Origin of the sequence: Clostridioides sp. ES-S-0123-01 (assembly GCF_020658415.1) — a bacterium.
In the GTDB taxonomy this organism is placed as follows: Bacteria; Bacillota; Clostridia; order Peptostreptococcales; family Peptostreptococcaceae; genus Clostridioides.
Genome location: NZ_JACVWD010000010.1, coordinates 18,661 through 45,593, shown reverse-complemented (window position 1 = coordinate 45,593; position 26,933 = coordinate 18,661). Strand labels below are relative to the sequence as shown.

Below are 26,933 nucleotides of genomic sequence, written 5' to 3'. Positions count from 1 at the left end.
TATAAATTAATTTTGCTCACAATAAGCTTATGGTAAGTATTTTACTATTAATCATTTCTGTTTTCAAGATGTTTTTCTAATTTTCTCTTAACCCTTTGTAAAGCGTTATCTATTGACTTTACATCTCTTTTAAGTTTGTCCGCTATGAACTGGTATGACTTTCCATTCAAATACAATTCTAGGACTTCTAATTCCAAGTCGCTTAATAATTCGTTCATCTTTGATTCTATATTTTTTAATTCTTCTTTACTAATTATAAGTTCTTCTGGATCTGTTACTATACTTGTAGCTATTATATCTAAAAGTGTTCTGTCTGACTCTTCATCATATATTGGTTTATTCAAAGAAACATATGAATTTAAAGGTATATGTTTTTGTCTTGTTGCAGTTTTTATAGCAGTTATTATTTGTCTTGTTATACATATCTCTGCAAAACATTTAAATGAATTTGTCTTACTTCCATCAAAATCTCTAACTGCCTTATAAAGGCCTATCATTCCTTCTTGTATTATATCTTCTTTATCTGCTCCAATTAAAAAATATGACTTTGCTTTTGCCTTTACAAAATTTCTGTATTTGGTAATAATATACTCTAGTGCTATCTTATCCCCTTCACTTGCTCTTAATACAATGTTATACTCATCTTGCTGACAATTGTCTATTAACTCATAACTTTTTTCTTTTGCTACCAACATGTAAATCTCCCCCATATATAAAACAAATTTATAGGTATATTATAGTCTAAAGAACCTAGTAATTTCAACGCTTTCTACGAATGTTCTCAAGTTTCGACAATGTTTCTTCATCTAACCTTTCCTCCAACCAATTTCGCTGAATTTTTTTCCTTAAACCGCTATTTTTTTCCTTCATTTTATTCTTGGAACGATCTAATTCTAACTTTAATTCTCTAGCAGACATTCTCATAGCACCTTTTCCTAAAATCATTTGTTGCTCTGCATAGTCATTAGTAGCTACTTTTACATCATCATATTTTGATAGAGAAGTTATAAATTTTTCTATATAACTATCCGCTGTTTGGTGCTCTCTTGTATAAACTATTGTTATGTGTTTTCTTTTTTCAACTTTTTCTCGGGAATTCTTAACATTATAAGCATCAAAAACTATTATAGTCTTATATCCCATGAACTCAGAAAATTCTATAATATCATCAATAAGTTTTTCTCGAGAATCCTCTAAATCCTCTTTCGCCAGTTCTTTTAAGTTATCCCACGCATTTATAATATTATAGCCATCTATTATTAAGTAGTGATTTATGTTTCTTCTCATGCTTATTTACTTTTTATCCAGTCTTTGTCTGAATATTTCATATAAAAGTATACCACCTGCTACAGATGCATTTAAAGATGTAACATTACCTATCATGGGCATTTTTACTATAAAGTCACAGTTTTGTTTAACCAATCTAGATATTCCAAAACCTTCACTTCCAATTACTACACCTAGAGGTCCTGTAAGATTTTGTTTATAAAAAGTTTCTCCATCCATATCAGCAGCTGCAATCCACAGCCCTTCATCTTTCAGTCTTTTTATTGTATTGACTATATTGGTTACCTTACAAACTGGCATATACTCTACAGCTCCAGCAGAAGCTTTTGTAACTACAGGAGTTATGTGCACAGACCTTCTTTTTGGGATAATAACTCCATGTGCTCCTACTGCATCTGCTGTCCTTATTATTGAACCTAAGTTATGTGGGTCTGTTATTTCATCTAGTATAATAAAAAATGGGTCTTCATTTTTACCTTTTACTGAGCCTATTAACTCATCTAATTCATAATACTTATATTCACTTGCATAAGCTATTACACCTTGATGCGAATGACTTGTGCTTACTTCATCTAACTTATGTTTATCAACATATTGTATAATTATATTCTTCTCTTTGGCCATTCCTATTATTTTCTTAATTGAACCTTCTTTAGCTGAGTTTGCAATTAATATTTTGTCTATTTCTCTATCACTCTTTATAGCTTCTATTACAGGATTTCTTCCTTCAATACTTGCCAAACTATTCACCACCTACAAGGATTTAAATTTTTCTCTAACTTGAACTATATCACCACAAGTCATAGTTCCTTCTGGACAACTTCCATTTACACAGCTTGGACCAGTCTTTTTAAATAATATAGGAGCAACTTTTTTAACTTCTCTTAACATTTCTACAGCTAAGTTTCTTATTTCCCATTGTGCTCTTTCACAGCATCTATGTTCAAAGAAATTAAATAAACTTCTAGCGTTTATAGTAAATACCATTTTTGTTTCACATGCATTTGGAAATACATATCTAGCATCCTCTATTGCTTTTTTCTCAGCTTGTCTCTTTGCTGTTTTCTCATTTTTTCCTTCTTTTATTAGTTCATCATAATGCTTATCAAATAATATCTCCACTAATTTGTCATAATCTTCTTGGTCCTTTTTCATTGAGTTAACAAATAACTCTTTTGCTTTTTCTATTTTTTCTATTTCAGGAGGAATTATGTACTCAAATTGGTCTAATTTAACATACCTTTGACTTTGTTGTGAAAAACTAGCTATACGATGTCTAACAATTTGATGCGAACAAGCTCTTGAAATACCTTCTATTGAAAACGTAAAAGATGCATGTTCTAATATTGAACCATGCCCTATATTTAATAACATATTTAAAAATTTTTCTATACTTTCTTCTGTTAAGTCTTTTTCTATTTCGTCTGTCCCAACTGGTGAATAACATAACTTAGCTGCCATAGCTATTACTTTTTCGGGTTCAGGTGTATGTGATATTAATTTTACTTTCATAAATTTTTGTCCTTTCTTATTACTAATTTCTATATATTTATTATACATTAGTTATAAAAAAAGTGTTGCCTTATTAATTATTATTAAGACAACACTCTTTAATATTTACATATCTCTTTCAATAATTTTAATTCCTTTATTGATAATATATTGAAGTCTCTCTATTTCATTATTCAAATACAAATATCCAATTAATGCTTCAAATCCAGTTGCATGTTTATAGTCTATAATATCTGCATTTTTAGGAGAAGTGTTTGATTTTTGATTTCTTCCCCTTTTATAAATTTTACTCTCTTCCTCTGTTAATTCACTTTCGATTTCATGAATTATTGATGCTTGAGCTTTAGCCTTTACATACTTTATGGCTAACTTATGCAAATCATTAACTTTTCGCTGTGTATTTTGTCTAATCAAGTGTTCTCTTATATATGTCTCATACACTGTATCACCTAAATATGCTAAAACTAGTGGTGACATAGTAACTAATTCAGTTTTTTCCATTTTTATACCCTTTTCCACTTAACACCTTGTCTTGTGTCTTCTAGTACAATTCCCATATCTAATAATTGTTGTCTTATATCATCCGCTAATTGGAATTCTTTATTTTTCTTTGCGTCAGTTCTCTTTTGTATTAATTCTTCAATGTCTTTATCTAGCACAGTATCCTTTTTCTTATTTACAATATTCAATACTCCTGTAAGCTCATTAAATTCATCTAAACACTTCTTAGCTAACTCTAAAGAAGAATTTTCGTCTACATTAGAATTTATCAACTTAGCCAATTCAAATATAATACTTACTGCATCTGCTGTATTAACATCATCATCCATAGCATCTATAAATCTTTGTCTAAAGTTATCTAATTCTTTAACAAGCTCTACTTCTTTTTCTGTTAGAGATGATTCTTTTAAATTACTTAATGTAAACTCTAATTTTTCTTTGGTATTATACAATCTTTCAAGACCAGCTTTAGCTTGATTTAACATTTCATCACTAAAGTTTACTGGATTTCTATAATGTGCTGATAACATGAAAAATCTCACTATTTCTAAATCATATAGCTTTGATATATCTCTTACTGTAAAGAAATTCCCTTTTGATTTACTCATTTTTTCATCATTTATATTTATATATCCATTATGCATCCAATATTTTGAGAATGTTTTTCCACTTCTAGCTTCACTTTGTGCTATTTCGTTTTCATGGTGTGGGAATGTTAAATCTTGACCACCTGCATGTATATCAATTGTCTCACCTAAGTATCTCTTAGACATAACAGAACATTCTATATGCCACCCTGGTCTACCTTCTCCCCAAGGACTCTCCCATCCTGGTTCTCCTTCTTTTTTTGCTTTCCAAAGAACAAAATCCATAGGATGTCTTTTTTGGTCATTAACTTCAATTCTAGCTCCAGCCTCTAAGTCTTCTTGTTTTTGGCCTGAAAGTTTTCCATATCCTTCAAATTTATTTGTATCAAAATATACATCGCCATTTACTGCATATGCATATCCTTTATCTTCTAATTCTTTTATAAAATCTATAATTTGTTGTATATTATCTGTAACTTGAGGATGAACAGTAGCTCTCTTAATTCCTAATCCATCACAATCTACAAAATACTCTTTTATGTATTTAGTAGCAACTTCTTCTGGAGATATTCCTTCTTCGTGGCTTCTATTTATAATCTTGTCATCAACATCTGTAAAGTTTTGTACATAAGTTACGTCATATCCTCTATACTCTAAATACCTTCTTAGAGTATCAAATATTATAAATGGTCTTGCATTACCTATGTGGATATAGTTATAAACTGTTGGACCACACACATACATTTTTACCTTTCCTTCTTCTAATGGAACAAATTCTTCTTTTGCTCTAGTTAATGTATTATAAACTTTCACACTCATCACCTCACTGTATTTTTATAAATTATTTTCTTAACATCATATATTATATTATAGTTGAAAATTGCAATAAATAATAGTACTACTATCATTTTTCATACTATCCTTCAAATTACATAATAATACTATCACTATTTTCTATTGTTCCTCTAAAAATATCTTTTTTTGAGAAGAACATTTTTCAAAAGTCTCTTCTGTAATCATTTTTTCGTCTTTTAACTTTTCTAAAATTGTAACATATTCTAAGCATAGCTCCTTTAATTCCTTTTTAACATCATCAATATTACTATACATAGTAATTACCCCCTTAATAATTAAATCAAACTAAAATAATAGATTACCTTCTTCTATGCTTAATATTTTTATTAGTTTATTATTCATATTTTATTTATATTTTTGCTTTGCTTTTTATATATTAAATTTATTGACCTAAATACCTTCATTTTGTTAGCCATATCTTTTCACCAAATACTAACACAAAAAAAGTCCGCATCTAAATTAGCGGACTTTTATGACTATAATATATGATTTTTTACATAAGCTATTCTATTTAAGCAAGTTTCTTTTCCTAAAACTTCCATTACTTTTGGTAAATCTGGGCCATGCATTTGTCCTGTCAAAATTATTCTTGACCCCATAAATAAATTTTTCCCTTTTATTTTATACTCTTTTTGTATCTCTTTAAGCATTGTTTGACCAAACTCAGCATTTAATATTTCTGCTTTTTCTATTTTTTCTTGTAAGGCATCTATTAAAGTAGGTATATGTTCTAATTTTAGGAAGTCACTTCCTTCTTCAGTTTCTATCTCTACATTATCTCCAAAGAATATACTCGCATGCTCAGTAACTTCTTTTACATATTGTAATTTTTCTTTAAGCACTGATATCATACTCTTTAAAAATTCATACTTACTAGTAGCTTCTGCTTCTGTTATAAACCCATCTTCTATTAAAAATGGTATAGCTAAATCTGTTAGGTAAGCATCATCACCGTCTTTTATATAATGTTGATTAACCCAGTTTAACTTTTCAGTATCGAATACCCCTCCACTTTTAGATACTCTTTCAACAGAGAAAGCTTTTTCTAACTCTTCCATTGTAAATAACTCTTGATTATCTTCTGGAGACCAACCAACTAATGCTACATAGTTTACTAATCCTTCTGGTAAATATCCTTTTTTCTTAAAATCTTCAACTGCTACATCACCTTGTCTCTTACTTAATTTTTTCTTTTCTTTATTAAGTATATTTGGTAAATGTACAAATACTGGCGCTTCCCATCCAAATGCTTCATATAAATAAACATGTTTTGGAGTAGATGATACCCACTCTTCTCCTCTTATAACATGTGTAATTTTCATTAGATAATCATCTACCACTACTGCAAAATGATAAGTTGGGAATCCATCTGTTTTCATCAAAACTTGGTCATCTAAATCATTAGTATTGAATTCCATGTCTCCTCTAACTAAATCAGTAAATTTAATTATATGATTTTCTGGTAATTTTAATCTTATAACATATGGTACTCCTGCTTTTATATTAGCTTCTACCTCTTCTTTAGATAAGTTTTTGCAGTGACCATCATATTTAGCAGTTTCTCCTGCTGCCTTTTGAGCATCTCTTACTTCATCCAATCTTTCCTTTGTACAGAAACAATAATAAGCTTTTCCACTATCTAAAAGTTGTTTTATATATTCTTGATATATATCTAATCTTTGAGATTGAATATATGGTCCATATTCTCCTTTTTGTATTACTTTTTCATTATCATCTAATATAACTCCCTCATCATGATTGACGCCAGCCCATTTCATAGCATTAAGCATATTTTCTATAGCACCTTCTACCAATCTACTTTGGTCTGTATCTTCTACTCTTAATATATATTCTCCGCCCATTTTCTTTGCAAATAAATAGTTATATAAAGCAGTCCTTAAACTACCTATATGTACAAATCCTGTTGGACTTGGTGCAAACCTTACTCTTATATTCATTTTTACTTCCTCCTGATATTTTATTCAATATAACTATAATATTAAACTAGTACATTGTTTTGCAAGTTTATTTTTAATCAAACTTAATAATAATATCCTTTTTATTCAAAAATACACATGTTTATTATATCAGAAAATACTAGATTTAATTTCATAAATCTTTCTTTTAATCCATTTATTTTTCCAAAAATTAAAGGTATTATTTATAACTATTCATAAATGCTTATTATCAATTTTTTAGAAATCTATACAATAAATGTGCTATCAAAAATAGTAATATAGTTCCTATAATTTGAAAAATCAAAAATACATCTACTGTAAATTTCATAACATTTAAACTCCTAAATCTATATTCTCTTTCTACATTATCATCTGTAATATATATATTTTTCTTTCATAATTTCTAACAATCAAAAGTAGTTCACTTCCATCCTCTTTTTTTACATGCAAATAGTTATCACCTATGGATGTTTTTATAGGATAATTTCTAAATGCTTCTTCTATATGTTTCTTATGATTAGAATCGTCTTTAACATCACTTAAAGATAAAGTTTTACTTTTAAAATTTTTAACCTGCTCATTTATATTATTTATATTTTTATCATCTATACTATTACCTATATGTAAGTTTTTTATTTTATCAAATTTAGTATCTGAATATTTATAAATAATAAAACTTTCTCCATCTCCAAGGAAGCTTTCTTCTGATATTAATACTACCTTTTCCTCACTGGGTGAAGGTATTTTGATGTCCCAATATTCATTAAATTCCTTTGTAGCATTGGATAAATAAACTGAAACCCACATCAATATGCAAACAAGTAAAAAAGAGCCGATAATTGTGATAACAATAATATTCAATGTTTTTTTTATACATTTATTAATCATCTTAGCATACTCCTTTATTTTTTAGGCACATATATTACATATTCTACCATAAGAATAAAGTAAATTTAGATAATTATATTAAAATTATTATTAATCTTAACCGAATAGTAAAAAACAAAAAACTGGGATGTAAAGTATTAAATACTTTACATCCCAGTTTTTTGTTTTTACATTTATTTAAATATATGATTCTAGTATGCTTTTGCCATTACTACCATATGCTCTGCTTCTTTTCCACAATATACACACTTGTGACCTAAGTTTTCTTGTTCAAAAGGTAAGCATCTTATAGTTGCCCCTGTTTCTTCCTTAACCTTTGCCTCACATTCAGCATCTCCACACCACATAGTTTTTATGAATCCTGGTTTTTCTTCCAAAGCTGTTCTAAATTCATCCATATTTTCAACTACAGATGTGTTATCTTCTCTATGTTTTCTTGCTCTTTCAAACATATCATTGTGTATAATATCAAATAAATCATATACAGCATCAGCTAATCCTTCTAAAGGCATAGCACTCTTTTCTAGAGTATCTCTTCTAAATATCATAGCTTGATTATTTTCTATATCTTTTGGTCCAATTTCAATTCTTATTGGTACACCTTTCATTTCCCACTCATTAAATTTCCATCCAGTTGTATAGTTATCTCTATCATCAACCTCTACTGTTACTCCTTTAGCTTTTAAATCTGCATATATTTTATCAACAGTTTCCATTACATTGCCTTTTTTAGCAGCTATAGGAACTATAACAACTTGTATTGGAGCTACTCTTGGTGGTAATACTAAGCCTCTATTATCACTATGAGTCATTATAAGCCCACCTATAAGTCTTGTAGATGCTCCCCAAGATGTATGATATGGATTAGCTAAGTTGCCTTCTCTATCTGCAAAAGTAATATCAAACGCTTTTGTAAAGTGTTGTCCTAAGAAGTGACTTGTACCTGATTGTAATGCTTTCCCATCATGCATCATAGCTTCTATAGTGTATGTTCTCTCACCACCTGCAAATTTTTCACTTTCACTTTTTTGACCAGATACAACTGGCATTGCAAGCAATTCCTCACATAAAGCTTTATATATTTCTAATTGTTGTATTGTTTCTTGTTGTGCTTCTTCTGCTGTTTCATGTAATGTATGACCTTCTTGCCATAAGAATTCAGATGTTCTTAAGAAAGGTCTAGTTGATTTTTCCCATCTAACAACTGAACACCATTGATTATAAAGATATGGCAACTCTCTATATGATTTTAGCCATTTAGCATACATTGTACATATTATAGTTTCTGAAGTAGGTCTTACACATAGTCTTTCTTCTAGTTTTTTATTTCCTCCATGTGTTACCCATGCAACTTCTGGAGCAAACCCCTCAACATGCTCTGCTTCTTTGTTTAATAAACTTTCTGGTATCAATAATGGAAAATAACAGTTTTTATGTCCAGTTTCTTTGAATTTTTTATCCATAAATTCTTGCATTTTTTCCCATAAAGCATATCCATATGGTTTTACAACCATAAATCCTTTTACTGGTGCATAATCAACTAAATCAGTCTTAGTTATAACATCTGTATACCATTGTGGAAAATCATCTTCCATCTTTGTTATTTCTTCAACAAATTGTTTTTCATTTTTTGCCATCTTAATTACCTCCTCATTTATTATGTTTTTATACAAAAACACCCTTTTATCTTTTTATATAGATAAAAGGGCATTTATAAAGTACAACTCTGATTATCTATACAGTAGCTTTCTTTAAATTATTATCCTAACTTAACATTGTTTTTGATAAATTCTGCTTTTACTTTTTCACTTATTTCTTCTATTTTAATTAATTCTTTATCTTCTTCGTATCTAAGTTTAAATTCTACTTTACCTTCATCAATATTTTTACCTACTGTAATTCTCATAGGTATTCCTATTAATTCTGAATCATTGAATTTAACACCAATTCTTTCATCTCTATCGTCTAACAAGACTTCTACACCCATATCTTGTAAATCATTATATATCTTTTCAGCTAATGACATTTGTTCCTCATTTTTCATATTTGCTGGAACTATCACAACATGATATGGAGCTACTGATAAAGGCCAAATTATACCTTTTTCATCATTATGTTGCTCAATTATAGCTGCTGCTGTTCTTTCTACACCTATGCCATAGCATCCCATTATTATAGGTTTTGATTTACCATCTCTATCAATAAAGTTTGCATTCATAGCTTCTGAGTATTTAGTTCCTAACTTAAATATATGTCCTACTTCAACACCTCTAGCTATTTCAAGAGGTTTACCACATACTATACATTTGTCACCTTCTTGAACATTTCTAAAGTCTCCAACTATACCCTCAAAATCTCTTCCATAGTTAGCATTTCTTATATGATACTCAGTCTTATTAGCTCCAACAACTATATTTCTTTGCTCAACAATTTCTTTATCTATAAAGACATAATCAGCATTTACTCCTATTGGTCCAGCAAACCCAACCTCTGCATTAGTTACTTTTCTTACAACGTCGTCTGTAGCAAGTGCAAATTCTATAACAGAACCTATTGCATTAGATACTTTAACTTCATTAACCTCTCTATCTCCTCTTACAACAACTACAACTGTTTTCCCATCTGCTTCATATACTAAAGTCTTAGCAAATTTATCTGGAGAAGCATTTAGGAATTCTTCTAATTCTTTTATTGTAGCTGCTCCTGGTGTATGAACTTCTTCTAATTCCTTCATTTCTTCTTTTTCTGATACTGCATTACAAGACTCTGCTCTTTCTACATTGGCTGCATAATCACATCCACTACAGAATACAACTTCATCTTCTCCAACTTCTGATTTAACCATAAATTCAGCTGATGTAGAACCTCCTATAGCTCCTGAATCTGCTTGAACTGGACTGTTATCTAATCCACATCTATCAAATATACTTACATATGCATCAAACATATCTTGATATGATTTATCTAATCCTGCTTCATCTACATCAAAACTGTATGCATCCTTCATTGTAAAAGTCTTAGTTCTCATAACACCAAATCTTGGTCTTCTCTCATCTCTATACTTAACTTGTATTTGATACAAATTAAGTGGTAATTGTTTATATGAAGTAATCTCTTGTCTTATTATGTCAGTAAAAGCTTCTTCATGTGTTGGCCCAAGGCAGTACTCTCTTTCTGTTCTATCTTTTAACCTAAACATTTCTGCACCCATAGCAGTCCATCTTCCAGATTCTTTCCACAATTCTGATGGAAGTAAAGCCGCACATAGTATTTCTTGACAATCTTTTTTATTTAATTCTTCTCTAATTATTTGCTCAATTTTTTTAAATACCCTTAACCCCATTGGCAATTGATTATAAACCCCTGAAGTCATTTTTTTTATCATTCCTGACCTTACCATTAATTGATGGCTTGTAATTTCAGCATCTGCTGGAATCTCCTTCAATGTTGGCATAAACATTTTAGACATTTTCATTAATAAATTCCTCCTGAATATTGTTTTCCTGAAAATATAAAAAACCTCTCATCTCTATACAAGTATAGAGACGAAAGGTTTGATTTCCGCGGTACCACTCTAGTTAGCTATATAAATAGCTCTCTTTAGGGAATGTAACGGTTCCTACCGTAAAGATTTTTATACCTTTAAGCTAAAAGACAGGTTCAAAGACTTCCTCTTGAAAACTCTCACCTCTGTTTTCTCTCTGTGAAGATTTCATCATTTTACTATTTCTTTATCATAGCTAATTTTATATTTATATTAATTTTACTTAAATTCACATATTATAGATATTCTATATAGGCCTATTATTTGATATCCATTAAACTTATTACTAATAATATATTAATTATTCTGACTTGTCAATAATAATAAACAAATACTTTGTGAAGCTATTCCTTGTTTTGCACCTGTAAAACCAAGACCTTCTTCTGTAGTTGCTTTTATATTTATGTTTTCAATATCTGTATTTAAAACTTTTGCTATATTTTTTCTCATATTCTCAATGTGGGGAGCCATCTTAGGACTTTGAGCAATTATAGTACTATCTATATTTCCAATTTTATACCCTTTGCTTGTTATTAGATTATATACATGTTCTAGTAATTTCATACTATCTATTCCCTTATATTTTTTATCTGTATCTGGGAAATGCTTACCTATATCGCCTAAAGCTAGTGCCCCCAAAATAGAATCCATTATTGCATGTATCAATACATCAGCATCAGAATGACCTAGTAAGCCCTTATCATGTGGTATCTCTACTCCACCAATTATAAGTTTTCTTTCTTCTGCCAATTTGTGTACATCATATCCCAATCCTATTCTCATATAATTCTCCTTCTACTATTCACTTCATCTCTTTTTTCCATGTTTAATATTTGTTCTGCTATATTTAAATCTTCTGGACTCGTTATTTTTATATTTTCATAAGAACCCATTACCATCGTAACACTTTGCCCTATATTTTCTACTAGCATTGAGTCATCTGTTCCATAATAGTTAGTCTTATACGCTTGTTCGTAAGCATTTATTATAAGATTATATTCAAAAGTTTGAGGGGTTTGTGCCGCCCACAATAGTCTTCTTTCTGGAGTTTCTTGTACTGTACCATCAGATACTATTTTTATAGTATCACTTACTGGTACACCTACAACTACGGCCTTTTTTTCTTTAGCCATTTTTATAGATTCATTTATTATTCTGTGGTCTACAAAAGGTCTCGCTCCATCATGAATAAGTACTATATCACAATTTTTATCTAGTTTTTTTAATCCATTATATATTGAGTCTTGTCTTTCTTTTCCGCCATATGCTATTTTTATATTTTTAAAGTTATATTTATTTATTATATTTTCCTTAAAAAAATCTTCCTCTTCTTTTTTTATACATACCACAATTTCATCTATATTTATATTTTCGTAAAAAACTTGAATTGTATGCGCTATGATTTCTTTTTCTCTTAATTTTATGAACTGCTTATTTACGTCTAAGTTCATTCTCCTTCCACTTCCTGCCGCAACAATTATAACACTATACATGGTATCACCTCGTATTTTATTTTTACCTATCATTTATTAAAACTTTTAATGTTTTTATATTTTAACCATCTGATTAATTATATATTAAATTTTCAGTTGTATAAATAGGTAATATCCATTTTCTAACCTAAAATATGTGCATCTGTTGCAAATTATATTGATTTTTCAATAACTTCATCTTTTTATTTTACAACTTTGTAACAGTTTGTATATCTATAAAAAATGTTTAAACCTCTAGATTGATATAAAACAAGTTTATCAATCTAGAGGTTTTGTATTAGAATATTAAATTAATTAAATCTATGTAATTCGGATAATTTTCTAAAATATTGTTTTTTATTTCTTGTTTATCAAAATCTACTTCTATTAATTTATCCATATTGACTATACCATCTATACAAGAAATAAAACATTTTGATATTTTCCATTTATTAACATGTAAATTGATTTTCCTTCTATTGTCAATTGGTAAAACTATTTGAAACTTAGGCGTTTTATTATATATCCATTCTGTTTTTTTATATTTATCTTCTACCAGATTGTATACACTTTTGATATCATCATCGTCTAATTCAATTTCTTTTATATTTTTTATATTATTTTTTATATAATCAACACAATAATCTAAAAAATAGTTTATATCTTTTTTGAGTAGAAAATTAATATTTGTAACTTTACTTGAAACAGACTTAGTTGCCTTTGATTCTGTTGATTTATCTGAATTTAAATACTTAGTTAATTTATTTAAATCTGAATCATAAAGAAGAGTTCCATGATAAAGAGAATTTTGCCTTTTTATAGATTGTGCAGAACCAGAAATTTTTTTACCATTTAAAAATAAATCTTTTCTTTCTGTTATAGATACATTTAATCCCAATGATAAAAGCATACTTTGCATAAATTTAGTATGTTCTAAAAAATCGATTTCATGAAGATTCCTATTTTTTTGTATAAATGACATATTGATATTTCCTAAGTCATGATACACAGTACCTCCACCAGATATTCTTCTTAAAATGGGAATTTCACCATTTTCAATAACATCATAATGTATCTCCTGATATGGATTTTGATTTTTTCCTATAAAAATAGATTCTTCATTTCTCCATATGATTATGATATCATCATTATATTTCTCATTTAAAAATAGATACTCTTCTAGAGCTAAATTAAAGTAAGGATTGGTGTTTTTGTTTAATAAGTAATACATAAAAATTCAGACTCCTTTTATATTTTATCTTACTATTTATTTTAAATTAAAATAAGTTTATATAGTATTTAACTTTAAATTATTCTTTCTAAATCATTAAACCTATTATAACATAATACAACTCCTTACTATTACTGAACATCTGTGTTTTTTATTATTCTGAGAGTTTTATTAAATTTACTTATCCTGACCATACACATTAAGAAATACATTTCTAGCTCTTTGAACTTCTTCATCTGGTAATAATACTGGTGTCCCAATTGATTTTGCTAAATAATATACTTTTGCTGCATCTTCTAACATTACAGCTGCGGTAAGTGCATGCTTTACAGATGGACCAACTGCAATCACTCCATGATTTGCCAAAAGACATGCTCTCCTATTACCTATTACATCAATAACACATTTTCCCATCTGATTAGATGTTGGTGCTGAAAATTTTGCAACTGGAACTGAACCTCCTACCTCATTTGCAAGAGTTGTACTTGCACACTCTATAGACTCATTTAAAATTGCAAAGCAACTTGAATATGTAGAGTGTGTATGTATTATACTATTTATATCATCTCTATGTTTATATATATATAAGTGGTCTGGTGAATCTACTGATGCCTTCCATTTACCATCTACAGTATTTCCATCTATGTCTATTAAAACAATATCACTTGGTGTAAGATTTCTATAATCCATTCCACTTGGTGTGATTGCTATATATCCAGTTTCTTCATCTCTTCCACTTACATTTCCTCCTGTCAATGTAACTAAATTATAGTTTAGAAGGTCTAAAGACGCTTGTAATACCTCTTTTCTCAAATTTTCTAATAACATTAGCTAAATCCTCCCATTCATTAGAAACATAGTTCTATATGTTCCTGTTATATATCTTACACAATAAGATTTTATTTCCGCTATTTTGATTGAAAATTCTAAAAAACCTTTATAAGATTTAAACTTATCTCTTTATACTAAACATAAACCAATTTTAATTTGAAATTTTCATTTTTTATAGTTCATTACTCTTTAATCTTTTATTTCTAAATTTTAATGATTCTGGATGCAAACATTCTTCTAATTCAATAAAATAATTATATAGTTCTGTATTGTCATTAAACATGTTTGTTTTTATCCAATATCTCCCCTTAATAAAACTACCATCATTAATTTTTAGATACATTTTTTTGTCATGAAATTCTCTTATTCTTATTTTTTTTATATCTTTAATTTCATACTCATGTATAGAATTAAATGAACTAAAATATATATATTTATTGTCCATAGTAATCATGTTAGGATTACTTGAGGATACAAAAGTATTAAATATTCCATAAGTACAAATAACTATCATCAAGCTATATATATTAATACTAGGATTTATATAATTATTAAATAGTGCATAAATCAATATTAAAATCATAAAAATCCCTGGTATTGTTACACTAACTATATATCTTTTAGAATCATATATATATTTTTTCATAATTTATACACTCCTTAATAAAATTACATTTAAGCTTCATCTTGTGTAGATAATACTTTATTTTCCTTTATTATTCTACTTCTATTATAGATAGCCATCCCTAAAGCTATAACTGCCAAAATTATTCCTCCAATTACTTTGTAATTCATAATTTTTACAAATACCCAGCTTAATGGATTTGCTCCATCACAAATACTTGAAATCATAGTTGCTCCTTCAGGCATTTTAAAGCTTGCATTTAAAGCCATTTGAGTAAATAGTGGTGCTAAATTAGTTGCTATTAATAGCCCAGAAGTAATAATAACTATTCCTATTATTAAAGTTCTAAATACATTTCCTTTTGTAATTGGAACGATTAAAACAAGTGCAAATGGTATTACAGCTAAATCTGCAAATGGTAAAACTTTATTACCTGGTAATATAGCTGCTATAACTATAGTTAGAGGCACTAGTACTAATGCAACTGACAATGTAACAGGGTGTCCTATTCCTACTGCAGAATCTAAACCGATGTATATTTTACCTCTATTTTTAAATCTCTTTTCAATAAATTCTTGTGCTGCCTCTGATACTGGCAACAAACCTTCCATTAATAAAGCCGCCATTTTGGGAATTAGTATTAAAACAGCTCCCATAGTTATCCCTAACTGCAATATACCTTTTATGTCATACTTGGCTGCAATACCAATTATTATCCCTATTAAAGACCCCATTATTAAAGGTTCTCCAAATAGGCCAAATTTTTTTTGTAATGTATCAGCATTTATTTCAATTTTATTTATCCCTGGAATCAAATCTAATACTTTATTTACAACTATAGCAATTGGAACAAATGCTTGTGTAAATCCATGAGGAAGAGATATACCTGGCATCCCTAAGTATTCTTCTATCCCTGGGGCTGTTAAGTCTGCCATTACTAAAACAATTACCATATTTGCTACTGCTGCAAATACTCCCCACATAACACTTTGCGTAGCCCCTGCCACCAAAGCTCCTGTAAATGCAAAATGCCAGTAATCCCATATATCTACATCGACAGTTTGAGTTGTATTAGTAATTAACATAACTATATTTACTACAAGTCCTATTGGAATAATTAAAGCACCCACTGTTGATGCAAAAGCTATAGCTGATGCTGCTGGCCATCCAACATCTATTATGGATAGGCTTAATCCTAAGTTCTTAACCATTTGTTGTGTAGCTGGACCTAAGTTATCTGTTAACAAAGCTATAATAGTATTAAGACCTATAAATCCAACTCCTACTGTTAAACCAGCTCTTAAAGATTTTCCAAGCTTTGTACCTAATATCAAGCCAAAAATACATATTATTATTGGCATCATTACTTGTGCACCCAAACCAACAATGAAATTTAATATCGCCATCTAAATTTCCTCCTTCATTTAATTTTCAGTCTCTAAAACCGCAAGATTTTAGAGACTATTTCATTTAAAAATTCAAATTATAATTCTAATTTTTCAAGAACTTCTTTGATTAATTTATCCATTCCTACTCCAGTTAAAAAAGGCAGTCCATTTATTACAGGTGTTTTTATACTACTAGATATTTGTGTAGTACAGATTATTAAATCATAATCTGGTGCTTTTGAAGCTACCTCTACTACTTTACATTGTGTAATACTAACCCTATCTAATTTACCAGCTTCTTCTAATGCCTTCTTTAACTTGTTTATAGCAATTGTTGAAGTACATACTCCTGTTCCACATGCAACTAATATTTTTTTAGCCACATTATTCACCCCCATTAAAATTATTTTATTTTTAAAGATATCTGTAATTAGAAATCTTTGATAACTTTTTATATTTTTAATACTATTTTTGTATGTTTAATTATTCAACTTAGAATTTAATAAATTACTTAAACTTTCTTCTCTTAAATCAATAATATTATTTAACATATTTTCATCTTGGAATATGGTCATAAGTCTTTCTAATAGTTGTAATTGCTCTTGTGGCTCTTTAACTGCCAGCATAAATATAACCTTTACATCAATTTCAGTGTCATCTGTACCCATCATTATGAATTTTACAGGTTTATTTAATATGCCAATAGCTATCCCTGGTTCATTTACATGGACTATATCTGTATGCGGTATTGCTACTCCATAGATTCCTGTTGGCAGTCCTGTAGCATATTTTTTCTCTCTTGCTATAACTGCTTCTATATAACTTTCTTTTACATATTGTTCGTCAAACAAACGTTGTCCTAAAAACTTCAAAGCATCTTCATTACTTGATACCTCAATATCTTTAAAAATTAAATTACTACTGATTATTTGCATTGACTCCATCTAATATCATCTCCCTAATAAAATCTCTATCTTTAATGTTTTTAATTTTTTTAAATTCATCTGTTTCTATAAATGTAAGTAGAGTATTCAATGGATTAAAACATTTCTGGTCTACAGCTAGTAGAAGTATTATTTTTACTTTGTTTTTACTCCATACAATAGGATTTTTTAAGATAGCTATGCTTATTGCTGGTCTGATTACATCAATCCCATCTGTATGAGGTATTGCTATTCCGTCTGACAACTCAGTTGGAAATAAATTATCTCTTTCCACTACTTTTTTATAGAAATTTTTTGTTACATAGCCTTTTTCTCTAAGTTTTTTGCTCATGTATTTAAGTACTTCTTCTTTTGATTTAATTTCTAAATCTACAAATATGTCTTCTTTTTGGATTAAATCAGATAATTCATATTTTTTATTTGTTTTAGCAATTTGATTTGTATCAATTAAGTTATTTATTTGATTTAATTTTGTTTTATCATTAATGTCTACTAGGCTAAAAAATGGGATGTTTGGTATCTGAGGATCAATTGTTCCAACTATTGCGATTACATTTTTTTCATTACTTATTTGTTTTATCTCTAAATCAAGACTTGGATATTCAATCATACCAATAGTCTCTATATCAACCTTTTCATTTATCCCTTTAATGCTTTCCTCTAAACTTTGCTTTATCTTGCAAGCTCCTCCTAATCCAGTAATACATAATGTTACAATTATAGGCTTTCTATTGTCTACTTTTGAGTTGTTCTCTTTGCTAACTTTATCTTTTACTAATGGCTCTATATTTTTAACTTCATCAACTATCTCATCTATTGTTAAATCTGGTAGAACTGCTCTTCGTATGACTTCTATACAGAGTAATGTATCAAATCTAGATATTGTTCTTATATCAATCCCTGTTTTTCCAGAGATAATATCTCCAAAGTACGAAAGGGAACCCATATCAACTAATATAATTACTCCTCTTCCTTCATCAATATCTTTTATTACAGTAGTAGCTTCTTCAATCATTTCTTCTGGCTTTTTCTCAAATGGCATATCCAAATACCTTGCATGATTAATACCTAATAACTTATTGGTAACCTCACATACAGATGACGCAACTCTTCCATGAGCCATTAGAAGTACACCTATCTTTTTTTGTTCAGAAATTTCTCCTCTACTACTCATTTTAAAATATATTGCTATTATACCTATTTCTTCTTTTGGCAAATTTATATTGTATCTTTCCTTTAAATGTTGTGCTACCTTTTCTGCTACAGAATACTCTAATGGATAGTTTCCTATTATCTCTTTTAAATGAGCATTTGATATTACTTTTCCTTCTTTTAATCTTTCAAAAGCTGCTTTTAAATGAATTGCTAGACATAAGTGTAGATTTGGTTCTAATGAATTAAGATACTGTGATGCTATTTTGATTACTTCACAAGTTAACTCTACAATGTATTTTCCAACAATCGGACTTATATCAGGTAAATTCTCAGTGATAGAAACTTTCTTAACTTGTTTTATGTACTTCTGAATACAGCTTTCTAATTCTCCTCCAACAATCCTGTTAATAACATCAAAGTCTAAACCTTGTTCTAATAAATCAATGTGTCTCCTTTCAGTAAGCTTGTATATTTCATCTGGGAAAGTATATATATCTTCATTTTTCTTTTCTATCTCAACTTGAAGGTCTGAATCTATAATTAAATCTCCATCTACATAATTTTCTATCTTTCCTCTACAATTTCTTATCCTTATTAGACCTTGTTTCACATACCCAGGTACATCTGATATATTTATAGTTACTTCTTTTTGTTTATTTGTAAGTTGATTTAATAGTCCTCTAGCACAAGCTACTTGAATATCACTTCTAAGCTGACCTACATTTCCTATACAATCATAAAGCATAAGAGCTTTTAAGACATCTGATTTTATGTGTATGTTTGCTCCCATTCGTTGGGCTTCTATCAAGAAAAAATTGTTTATAATGTCAAATCTTTCGTTTAATGGTCTTGCAACTAATTCTGGGATTTCAATTGTCACAGGTATACGTCTTTTAAAGGTATTAAGTAAATGAGAATCTATTGGCTCAGAAGTTGCAGAAATAATCATTACATTTATTTTATTTGTAAGCTTTGTTTCTCCTAATTTTCTAACCATTCCTTTATCAATCAATTGAAAGAGTATTTCTTGACCTTCATAAGGCAATCTATGTATTTCATCTATAAACAATATACCCCCATCTGCTTTTGATACTAATCCTTCTTTAGTTTCATCAGCTCCTGTAAAAGCACCCTTAACATGACCAAATAATTGAGATAACAAAAGTTGTGGATTTTCTGAGTAGTCTGCTGCATTGAAAACTATAAACGGTGCATTTTTAGGAAATCTAGATGATTCTACTGCAAAGTTATACATGCACTCTGCTAACTCGCTTTTTCCAACACCAGTTGGACCCATAATAATAGTATGCAACCCATGGGGAGGATAAAGTATAGCTGCCTTAGCTAATTTGACGATTGTACTTAAACTTCCAGTACTTCCTATTAATTTATCAAAGGCCACATCTATTTTTTCTTCTTTAGCATTTAGTTCCTCTTTTTTATCATCATTTTCTTTATCATGTTTTAAATCACCAGAATCTTGGATTTCTTTTAAATACTGTATAACTGTAAATCTTGATACAGTAAATCCAATACTATTTAATCTTCTTGTTATATCATTTTTATTTATATTTTTTTCTTCTTTTACAATATCTTTTATAGCTTTAATCAAAACAACTTTTCTTCTTTGTCTAGAATCTTCTATTTTTAATTCATTTCTTAAAAAGGTAACGTCTTCTCTTCGAATATTTAACATACTTGAAATTGCTTCATCTGTTAAAGGATTTTTCTTATCTTCATTTTCAATTAAGCTTTTTATTCTTTGCCTCATTTCTAATTGTCCCTCCTTACTATTTATATAAGCAACTTACATGCCACATAGTGTTTTTTTTGTGCCATTTTTTACTTCATAAACTTATAACGTTTAAATTAAGCTATTCTTTTATTTAAATATTAAGAAAATTTTTTTATTTTTCACAAATAATACTTTCGTAAAAAACAAAAAAATCTTTTCTCTTAAATTTTTCTGTAATAAATCTAAAATGACACCCTTATTCTATATTACTATCTTTTTTGTACAACAAAAACTACAAATAACCTTATGATATATTTTTCCAAAAAGAAACCCCTTTTGTATAAATAAATACATTTATACAAAAGGGGTATGGCTAAGTGAGTTTTTAAAGATTTTATATATTATATAAACTTAGGTTAATAGCTTATTTTTTTGGTAAATGTAAGCATTCACCACTTACATCTGCTAAAGCTTCCATCAGAGCTTCTGAAGTACATGGGTGACCAAAAATCAAGTCACTAGCTTCATCAGCAGGTATTTCTAATGCTTTAAATGATGCTGCATGATTTATAAGTTCTGCTACACCATATCCAAACATATGCACACCTAAAATTTCCCCATACTTAGCATGTGATATTACTTTTACATATCCTTGCTCTTGTCCAGAAGCTAAAGCTCTTCCATTTCCAGCAAAGTTAAATTTACCAATTTTTATATTATATTTTTGTTTAGCATCTTCTTCTGTAAGTCCAACTGATGCAACCTCTGGAACTGTATAAACACAACTAGGTAATGCACTTAAATCTGCTTCTTCATCCATACCTAAAGCATTTGAAGCTGCTACTTCTCCCATTTTAAAAGCTGCATGAGCTAGCATTATACCTCCAGTAACATCACCTACTGCATATATACTTGGTACACTTGTTTCCATTTTGCTATTTACAACTATTGAACCTCTATCTATTTTAATATCTAAGTCTTCTACACCAGATAGATTAGCTTGTCTTCCTATAGCATATAGACCTAAATCTGCCTTTATTGGTTCTTCTCCTTCAATACATACTATTATTTTATTTCCTTCTTCTTTAAATTCAGAAACTTTCTTTTCAGTTAATATAGTTATTCCCTTTTTCTTAAGTGAATCTCTTAAAGACTGGCTCAATTCTTTGTCCATTCTTGGAATTATTCTGTCTTCCATTTCTATTATAGTTACTTTAGAACCTCTTGAGTTGAATATCTCTGCAAATTCACAACCTATTACTCCACCACCAATTATTACTAACTCTTCTGGTACTATGTCTAAATCTAAAGCTTCTGTACTAGTTATTATTAATTTTGATTCTATTCCTTTTATTGGTAAGATTCTCACCTTAGAACCAGTGGCAATTATTGTATTTTCTGTATCTAAAACTTTTCCATCTGATAATATTACTTTATGGGCTTCTTTAACAGTAGCTTTAAGATTGAAGACATCTACACCTCTGCTTTTTAACAATCCACCAACACCAGCTGTAAGTTTTTTTACTACTCTATTTTTATACTTTATAGCCTTTTTTATATCTTGTTCCTTATCAACAGATACTTTTACACCTCTTTTTGATAATTGTTCAATTTCTTCTAATATTTCTACTGTTTTTACATAAGTTTTTGTAGGAATGCAACCTCTATTTAGGCAAGTTCCTCCTAATGTGTCCTCTTCTACTAATGCAACTTTGCCTCCTAATATAGCTGATTTTAGTGCTGATAAATACCCTCCAGGTCCTCCACCTACTACTACCACATCATAATCATGATTACTCTCTTTTTTAATTGTCTTTTCTTCTTTTATTTCTATTTTTTCTGTTTCAACAATTAAATCTTCTTTTGATACGTTTCCAGATAAGTATTTAGCCTTTATTTCTTCTTGCTTTTCTCCCTTTTCTGCTATTACACCTATTACTGTAAATACTGGTAATACTTCTCCTTCTTCTTTATGTATAATTGCAGCAAGTATACCTTCTCCTTCTGATTCTATTTCCATGTTGACTTTATCTGTTGTTATCTCTAGTATAGGTTCTCCAATTTTTACTTCTTCGCCTTCTTGTTTTAGCCAAGATACTATAGTACCTTCTTCCATAGCTACTCCAGCTTTTGGCATTATGACTTCTACTGACATAGGCTATCCTCCTATTTATTTTCTATATATTTTAGTTAATCATCTTATATTCATACAGATATCTTTTACATACAATAATTTTAAATCTAGTAAAATTAAATACATCTTTTTATGTGGTCTATTCAATCTATTTACATAAAGAGTAAAATATCAAAACCTATACGAGCATTGCTAATGGATTTTCTAATAATTCTTTTAAATCTTTTAAGAATTTTGCTGCTACTGTACCATCTATTATTCTATGGTCTGATGTTAATGATAAATTCATTATAGGTTTTATTTTAGCCTCTCCATTTACTGGCACAAACTTATCTTGAGTTGCTCCTACCCCAAGTATCGCACTTGAAGGCATATTTATTATAGGTGTAAATGTCGTTATACCATACATTCCAACATTGCTTATAGTAAATGTATTACCTTCTTGGTCTGCTGGTAGAAGCTTTCCTGTTTTTACTTTTTCAGCAAGTTCTTTGCTTTCTTTAGCTATTTCTTTTAGCGATTTTTCATTTACATTTTTTACTACTGGGACATATAAGCCTTCATCTAGTCCAACAGCAATAGCTATGTTTATATCTTTATATCTAAATATTCCATTATCTGTCCATGCTGAATTTAATGCTTGATGCTTTGGAAGTACTCTAGATACAGCCATTACTATTAAATCTGTCATTGTTAATTTTACTCCAGTTGATTCTTTTACTGTATCTATTAATTTTGCTCTAAGTTCTTTAAGTTCTGTAGCATCTACCTCTATATTGAATGTAAATACAGGAGCACTGAAGTAGCTTTCTGACATTCGTTTTGCTACAGTTGCTCTCATTGGATTTGGCTTTTCGAACTCTCCTTCTACAGTATTAAATGTACTTAAATTCTCATGTTTTGATTTTATTTCTTTTGTTTCATTAGATTTAGATACATCAGTTGATACGATAGTCTCTTGTGTATGTGCCTTTTCTATATCTGCTTTTTTTATTTTTCTATTGTATCCAGTACCTACAACATTTTCTAAATCTATATTTAAATCCTCTGCTATTCTTTTTGCTAAAGGAGTTGCTTTTACTTTATTATTTTCTAGATAATTTAACACATCCACTAGATGTATTCTTCCATTTTCTCCACTTCCAATCAGCCTATCTAACTCTATATTGTCTTTTCTTGCTTGGTTTTTGGCTGCTGGTGTGGCTTTTACTTTATTTGCCACCATTTCTATCCCCCCTTATCTAACAATTAAAGATTTTATTGCATCTTCTATTTCATCAATTCTTGGGACTACTGCTTTTTCTAGCTCTGGATTATATGGTATTGGCACATCTTTTCCACATATTCTTTTTACTGGTGCATCTAAATAATCAAATGATTCACTTTCTGTTATTAATGCTGATATTTCTCCACCTAGACCACCAGTCTTAGCTGCTTCATGGCAAATTAAAACTCTACCAGTTTTACATACACTCTTTATGATTGTCTCTTTATCTAATGGATATAAAGTTCTTAAATCTATAATTTCTACATCTATATTTTCTTTTGATAGGTTTTCTGCAGCTTCTTCAACACTTTGTAACATCCTTCCATAAGTGATTACTGTAACATCAGAACCTTCTTTTTTAATATCTGCCTTTCCAATATCAATTACATAATCTCCCTCTGGGACAATTCCTTTTTTTCTATATAACAATTTGTTTTCAACAAATATTACTGGATTATTGTCTCTTATAGCTGCTTTTAATAATCCCTTAGCATCTGCTGGTGTTGAAGGTGCAACCACTTTTACTCCTGGTACATGACAAAACCATGCTTCCAAACTTTGTGAATGTTGTTCTGCTGAACCAGTTCCAGAACCTCCAGGACATCTAACAACCATTGGAACCTGAGCCTTCCCACCAAACATATATCTCATTTTTGCTGCTTGATTTACAATCGCGTCCATAGATATTGTAACAAAATCCATAAACATTACTTCCATAATCGGTCTTAACCCAGTTGCCGCTGCACCTGCTGCTGCACCTGCTATAGCTGCCTCTGATATAGGAGTATCTCTTACTCTTTCTGGGCCAAATTCATCTATCATTCCCACTGATACGCCAAATGCTCCTCCATATATCCCTATATCTTCTCCCATAAATATTACATTTTCATCTCTTCTCATTTCTTCTGACATTGCTTCTTTTATTGCTTGTGCATATGTTAATTCTCTTGTACTCATTTTTATTTTCCTCCTTTACTATTTTTAGTCTGCATATACATCATCTAATAAAGATTCTATTTTTGGATTTGGACTATTTTGAGCAAATTCTACTGCATCTTCTATTGATTTTTTAGCAAAATCTTCAATTATATCTAATTCATTTTCATTTGCCATATTATTTTCTATAAGATAATTTCTTAAAAATTTTATAGGGTCTTTTGCCTTCCACGATTCTATCTCTTCTTTCGTTCTATATACATTTGCATCTGATTTTGAATGACCTAGCCATCTATAAGTCCTACTTTCAATTAATACAGGCCCTTCCCCTCTTCTACATTTTTCAGCAGCTTTTTGTACTGTTTCATATACTTCTATTGGATTATATCCATCTATTGATATTCCTTCTATACCATAAGATGCTGCTCTTGTTGCAACACTATCTATATTCATGTGACGTTTTATACTTGTTGACATGCCATATAGGTTGTTTTCACAATAAAATATTATTGGTAATTTCCATATTGATGACAAGTTTATTCCCTCATGAAATGTACCTTCATTTGATGCACCATCACCAAAACTACATAAAACTATTTTTCCTGTCTTTTTATATTGTTGTGTAAGTGCAGCGCCAGGAGCTATAGTAAGACCTCCACCTACGACTCCATTTGCTCCTAAGTTACCTGACTCAATATCTGCTATATGCATTGAGCCTCCTTTTCCTTTACAAAATCCAGTTTCTTTTCCCATAAGCTCAGCCATCATTTTATTTAAATCTATTCCCATTCCTATAAATTGGCTATGACCTCTATGAGTTAATGAAACCAAATCTCCTTTTTCTAATGCCATTACTGCGGCTACACTTGAAGCTTCTTGACCTACTGATAAATGAGTTGTTCCATGTACCATACCTCTTGCAAAAAACCAACTAACTTTCTCTTCAAACTTTCTAGCTTGATTCATTCTCTTATACATTTCAAGTAATGTTTCTTTTGATAATGTCATATCAATTCCCTCCTATTAATTTTTATCTATATTTCTATTAGTCACAATCTTCTAATAATTCAAGTGCTAAACTGTGATTAATTGCTAAGCTATTTATAAATTTGGCTTTTAATGATGCTTTTATTGCTTCTATCTTTTCATCTCCTGAAGCAACACCTATTGTTCTTTTTATCTTTTTTAAATCATTTAGTTTTACCCCTAGTACCCTTTGATTAAATTCAAGTATAGAAGTTTTTCCTTCCTTATCAAAAGCTTGCAAACAAATTGCGCCTATTGAGTTATACTTTTTTAAATCATCTATATCTTCTTCATGCATATATCCAGAAGCCATTATTGTTGAGTTTAAACTCATAGGATTTCCTATACCTACAATTGCAATAGTTGTTTTATCTATTAAGTCTAGTACTTCTTTAATTTTTTCATCCTTACAAAGCTTTTCTTTTGTAGATAAATCAGACATCACAGCAGGAGCATGTAATAACTTAAAATCTCCTCCAAAAGCTCTTGCTAAACTTACAGCTATTTGATTTGCGTGTATATCTATTTCATTATCTCCAATTCCTCCTAGTAAAGGTATGAACGTAACATTTTTACAGTTGCTTTTTTCTACATATCTAGGAATTTCTTTTAGAGTTGTTCCTATGGAAACCCCAATTATATCATTTTCTTTTACTACTCTGGTAAGATATTCAGACACAGCTCTTGCTAATTCTTGTTTTTGTGTTAATGAGTCTTGTTTATCATCTACCACTATTACTTCTTTCAATTTATATTTTCTTTCTAAACTTCTTTCTATTTTTTGATAGTCATTTTTTAAAACATCAACTATTTGTATTTTTACTATTCCTTGCTCAAAAGCTTCTTTTAATATTCTTGATATTGTTGGTCTTGATATTCCCAATTGATTCGCTATTTCTTGTTGATTCAAATTATCTTCATAATAAAGTGAACAACACTTCATCATTAACCTTAAGTCTCCAATTTTTTTCATTTTCCTTCCTCCAAAATCAAGATTTTTCAATTATTTTTACATTTGTTCAATGATTTTACTTAATTTCAATAACATTATAGAAGG

Annotated in this window: 25 protein-coding genes and 1 other annotated feature; all 25 genes read right to left on the bottom strand. The window is 29.4% G+C overall.

The genetic code is table 11. From position 1 onward, the window contains the following. Positions 1 to 47 precede the first annotated feature (47 nt). The 25 genes from sigH to IC175_RS17890 all read right to left on the bottom strand — a co-directional run bounded on the left by sigH (position 48) and on the right by IC175_RS17890 (position 26,849). The gene (gene sigH, locus IC175_RS18010; protein WP_021382468.1) at positions 48 to 695 is read right to left on the bottom strand and encodes an RNA polymerase sporulation sigma factor SigH; all 648 of its coding nucleotides are present in this window, start codon (positions 693 to 695) and stop codon (positions 48 to 50) included. A gap of 64 nt (positions 696 to 759) precedes the next feature. Continuing rightward, positions 760 to 1,287 carry an NYN domain-containing protein gene (locus IC175_RS18005; protein ID WP_227437059.1) on the bottom strand — a complete coding sequence of 176 codons (528 nt, stop codon included), beginning with the start codon at positions 1,285 to 1,287 and terminating at the stop codon, positions 760 to 762. 6 nt (positions 1,288 to 1,293) lie between these two features. Next, positions 1,294 to 2,028 carry a 23S rRNA (guanosine(2251)-2'-O)-methyltransferase RlmB gene (gene rlmB / locus IC175_RS18000; RefSeq protein ID WP_227845188.1) on the bottom strand — a complete coding sequence of 245 codons (735 nt, stop codon included), beginning with the start codon at positions 2,026 to 2,028 and terminating at the stop codon, positions 1,294 to 1,296. A 12-nt stretch (positions 2,029 to 2,040) separates the two neighbouring features. Beyond that, positions 2,041 to 2,799: an FAD-dependent thymidylate synthase gene (gene thyX, locus IC175_RS17995; RefSeq protein WP_227483630.1), complete on the bottom strand. Its 759-nt coding sequence runs from the start codon at positions 2,797 to 2,799 to the stop codon at positions 2,041 to 2,043. Between the two features lie 105 nt (positions 2,800 to 2,904). After that, entirely contained in the window at positions 2,905 to 3,300 is a 396-nt protein-coding gene (locus tag IC175_RS17990) for a Mini-ribonuclease 3 (protein WP_227437065.1), read from the bottom strand. A gap of 2 nt (positions 3,301 to 3,302) precedes the next feature. Further along, positions 3,303 to 4,700: a cysteine--tRNA ligase gene (gene cysS, locus IC175_RS17985; RefSeq protein WP_227483629.1), complete on the bottom strand. Its 1,398-nt coding sequence runs from the start codon at positions 4,698 to 4,700 to the stop codon at positions 3,303 to 3,305. 141 nt (positions 4,701 to 4,841) lie between these two features. Then, positions 4,842 to 4,997, bottom strand: coding sequence for a hypothetical protein (locus tag IC175_RS17980; RefSeq protein WP_003421202.1), 156 nt, complete (start codon positions 4,995 to 4,997; stop codon positions 4,842 to 4,844). 221 nt (positions 4,998 to 5,218) lie between these two features. Then, a complete protein-coding gene (gltX, locus tag IC175_RS17975; protein WP_227437069.1) occupies positions 5,219 to 6,700 on the bottom strand; it encodes a glutamate--tRNA ligase in 1,482 nt (493 codons plus the stop codon). A 360-nt stretch (positions 6,701 to 7,060) separates the two neighbouring features. Next, complete coding sequence (locus IC175_RS17970) at positions 7,061 to 7,588, bottom strand: hypothetical protein (RefSeq protein ID WP_227831905.1); 528 nt, start codon at positions 7,586 to 7,588, stop codon at positions 7,061 to 7,063. Between the two features lie 191 nt (positions 7,589 to 7,779). Beyond that, on the bottom strand, positions 7,780 to 9,225 hold the full coding sequence (gene proS / locus IC175_RS17965) for a proline--tRNA ligase (RefSeq protein WP_227831906.1): 1,446 nt from the start codon (positions 9,223 to 9,225) through the stop codon (positions 7,780 to 7,782). 122 nt (positions 9,226 to 9,347) lie between these two features. Further along, positions 9,348 to 11,063, bottom strand: a complete 1,716-nt coding sequence (locus IC175_RS17960) for a proline--tRNA ligase (RefSeq protein WP_227437074.1) — start codon at positions 11,061 to 11,063, stop codon at positions 9,348 to 9,350. A gap of 63 nt (positions 11,064 to 11,126) precedes the next feature. Then, positions 11,127 to 11,335, bottom strand: a binding site (T-box leader). Between the two features lie 94 nt (positions 11,336 to 11,429). Beyond that, complete coding sequence (gene ispF / locus IC175_RS17955; protein ID WP_227437075.1) at positions 11,430 to 11,915, bottom strand: 2-C-methyl-D-erythritol 2,4-cyclodiphosphate synthase; 486 nt, start codon at positions 11,913 to 11,915, stop codon at positions 11,430 to 11,432. Beyond that, entirely contained in the window at positions 11,912 to 12,625 is a 714-nt protein-coding gene (gene ispD, locus IC175_RS17950) for a 2-C-methyl-D-erythritol 4-phosphate cytidylyltransferase (RefSeq protein ID WP_227437077.1), read from the bottom strand. The genes ispF and ispD overlap by 4 nt, the downstream gene beginning before the upstream one ends. Positions 12,626 to 12,902: 277 nt before the next feature. After that, positions 12,903 to 13,835 carry a biotin/lipoate A/B protein ligase family protein gene (locus IC175_RS17945; protein WP_227437079.1) on the bottom strand — a complete coding sequence of 311 codons (933 nt, stop codon included), beginning with the start codon at positions 13,833 to 13,835 and terminating at the stop codon, positions 12,903 to 12,905. A 177-nt stretch (positions 13,836 to 14,012) separates the two neighbouring features. Continuing rightward, positions 14,013 to 14,663, bottom strand: coding sequence for a class II aldolase/adducin family protein (locus IC175_RS17940; RefSeq protein ID WP_227437081.1), 651 nt, complete (start codon positions 14,661 to 14,663; stop codon positions 14,013 to 14,015). Positions 14,664 to 14,838: 175 nt separating this feature from the next. Then, the gene (locus IC175_RS17935; protein ID WP_227437083.1) at positions 14,839 to 15,312 is read right to left on the bottom strand and encodes a hypothetical protein; all 474 of its coding nucleotides are present in this window, start codon (positions 15,310 to 15,312) and stop codon (positions 14,839 to 14,841) included. A gap of 29 nt (positions 15,313 to 15,341) precedes the next feature. Continuing rightward, a complete protein-coding gene (locus tag IC175_RS17930) occupies positions 15,342 to 16,697 on the bottom strand; it encodes a PTS galactitol transporter subunit IIC (protein WP_227437085.1) in 1,356 nt (451 codons plus the stop codon). Between the two features lie 77 nt (positions 16,698 to 16,774). Further along, positions 16,775 to 17,077 (bottom strand): PTS sugar transporter subunit IIB, encoded by a 303-nt coding sequence (locus IC175_RS17925; RefSeq protein ID WP_227437087.1) that lies wholly within the window; start codon positions 17,075 to 17,077, stop codon positions 16,775 to 16,777. An 81-nt stretch (positions 17,078 to 17,158) separates the two neighbouring features. Further along, a complete protein-coding gene (locus IC175_RS17920; RefSeq protein ID WP_227437089.1) occupies positions 17,159 to 17,623 on the bottom strand; it encodes a PTS sugar transporter subunit IIA in 465 nt (154 codons plus the stop codon). After that, positions 17,598 to 20,549, bottom strand: a complete 2,952-nt coding sequence (locus IC175_RS17915) for a sigma 54-interacting transcriptional regulator (RefSeq protein ID WP_227437091.1) — start codon at positions 20,547 to 20,549, stop codon at positions 17,598 to 17,600. The genes IC175_RS17920 and IC175_RS17915 overlap by 26 nt, the downstream gene beginning before the upstream one ends. A 388-nt stretch (positions 20,550 to 20,937) precedes the next feature. After that, positions 20,938 to 22,668, bottom strand: a complete 1,731-nt coding sequence (gene lpdA / locus IC175_RS17910) for a dihydrolipoyl dehydrogenase (protein WP_227851842.1) — start codon at positions 22,666 to 22,668, stop codon at positions 20,938 to 20,940. 157 nt (positions 22,669 to 22,825) lie between these two features. Beyond that, complete coding sequence (locus IC175_RS17905; RefSeq protein ID WP_227851841.1) at positions 22,826 to 23,872, bottom strand: 2-oxo acid dehydrogenase subunit E2; 1,047 nt, start codon at positions 23,870 to 23,872, stop codon at positions 22,826 to 22,828. 12 nt (positions 23,873 to 23,884) lie between these two features. Then, positions 23,885 to 24,871, bottom strand: coding sequence for an alpha-ketoacid dehydrogenase subunit beta (locus tag IC175_RS17900; RefSeq protein ID WP_227483621.1), 987 nt, complete (start codon positions 24,869 to 24,871; stop codon positions 23,885 to 23,887). Between the two features lie 24 nt (positions 24,872 to 24,895). Then, positions 24,896 to 25,858, bottom strand: a complete 963-nt coding sequence (locus tag IC175_RS17895) for a thiamine pyrophosphate-dependent dehydrogenase E1 component subunit alpha (RefSeq protein WP_227437098.1) — start codon at positions 25,856 to 25,858, stop codon at positions 24,896 to 24,898. A gap of 37 nt (positions 25,859 to 25,895) precedes the next feature. Then, complete coding sequence (locus IC175_RS17890) at positions 25,896 to 26,849, bottom strand: sugar-binding transcriptional regulator (protein WP_227437100.1); 954 nt, start codon at positions 26,847 to 26,849, stop codon at positions 25,896 to 25,898. Positions 26,850 to 26,933 lie beyond the last annotated feature (84 nt).